The organism is Acidovorax sp. Root219 (assembly GCF_001428665.1).
GTDB lineage: Bacteria > Pseudomonadota > Gammaproteobacteria > Burkholderiales > Burkholderiaceae_C > Acidovorax.
In genome coordinates, this window is the sequence record NZ_LMIJ01000008.1 from 39,323 (window position 1) to 40,947 (window position 1,625).

The window sequence follows — 1,625 nt, forward strand, 5'->3', positions numbered from 1 at the left end:
GACCACGCGTTTGACAGGGACCAAGACCTTCATTGCTGCGGCTCCTAGAGTTGGTTGAATTGACGTTTACGTAAACTGGAACATTCTATGCCGCAGTGCACCCAAAAGGGTGCAGGCCGGCGCCCCATCGGCTGCAGGGGCATAAAAAAGAACGATCGTGCTTTTTAGTGATTATAGGGCACTCGGCGAGCCGCCCGATGTCTCGCCGGAGGCACCGGTCACGGCAGCACCCGGAGACAGGCCGGCAGGGACGGCACCGTCCTTGAACTGCACCACGCGCTGCGGGTAAGGGATGTCGATGTTCGCGGCCCGCAGACCATCGAGGATGGCGATGTTGATGGCCGAGCGCAAGTTGAGCGAGCCGGCCGAGGGGTCGCTGATCCAGAAGTTGAGGCTGAATTCGAGCCCGTCGGGCGCGAAGTTGATGAGAAAGGCCACGGGTACGGGCTCCTTGAGCACCCGCGGCTGCGCTGCGGCGGCAGCGCACAGGATGGCCTGCACCTGGCCCACGTCGCTGTCGTAGCCGACGATGATGTTGGTGGTGACGTTGAACTTGCGGTCGGCGTCGGACAGGTTCTCCACGCGCTGGGTGATCAGGGTCTCATTGGGCACGATGGATTCGCGCCCGTTGCCCGCACGGATCAACGTGTAGCGGGTCTTGATGTCGGTGATACGGCCCTCGAAGCCATCGACGCGCACGTTGTCGCCGATACGCAGAGAGCGCTCCAGCAGGATCACGAAGCCGCTCACGTAGTTGGAAGCGAGTTTTTGCAGGCCAAAGCCCAGGCCCACGCCCACTGCCCCGCCCAGCACCGACAGCGCCGTGAGGTCCACCCCCACGGCCGACAGCGCGAACAGCATGCCCACCAGCAGCAGCACGGCGCGCACGGCGTTGCCGGCGACCTTGCGCATGGACAGATCGGTCACGGCGGTTGCGAGCACGCGCCGCTCGAAGGTGGCCGAGATCCACAGCGCCACCACCAGCACCAGGCTGGCCGACAGCGCGCCCTCGATCAGCGTGGCGACGCTGACGGTGGACTTGCCGAAGTTGAGCGTGATGGCATCGAGCTCGCTGCGCACGGCGGGCAGCAGGCCCACGATCCACAGCACGGCCGCGCCCCAGATGACCCAGGAGAACAGCCCTTCGAGCAGGCGCACGAGGCCGGAAGCTGGGAACGCCACGCGCATCACGCGGGCGATGAACCGGATCAGCGCGAGCGAGACCAGCATGGGGACTGCGATGCGCAGCACGAAGACCGGGTGGTAGTGCTCTACGGCAAGTCTGCCCGCGAAGGTGAGGACCAAGGCGATCAGGGGGAAGAGCAGGCCGTCGATGGTGTTGCGGCCGATCCAGACCGAATCGGGGGGTTGGTTGCGGCCTATCAGTCTGGCGGCGAAGAGGGCGATGGCGATGGCGGCGGCCAGGACGCCGAGTTCCAGCCAGACGCTGGAGTGGTTGAAGTCTGTCAGTAGTTTGTCGAGGATTTCCATGTGGTGGCGGCCTATGTCACACGGGGCTATTTTTTGCCGATGGTGACTGTTTGCTTGGGTGAAAGGCGGAGGCCGGGATGTGCGCCCGGCGGCGCAGTAACTTTCTCTTGAGTCGCCAAGAGAAAGTCACCAAA

The 1,625-nt window shown here is 64.2% G+C and carries 1 protein-coding gene; it reads right to left on the reverse strand.

What is annotated here, in order from left to right; genetic code table 11:
- Positions 1 to 171: 171 nt before the first annotated feature.
- Entirely contained in the window at positions 172 to 1,491 is a 1,320-nt protein-coding gene (locus ASE28_RS07530; RefSeq protein ID WP_057265909.1) for a mechanosensitive ion channel family protein, read from the reverse strand.
- Positions 1,492 to 1,625: the final 134 nt, after the last annotated feature.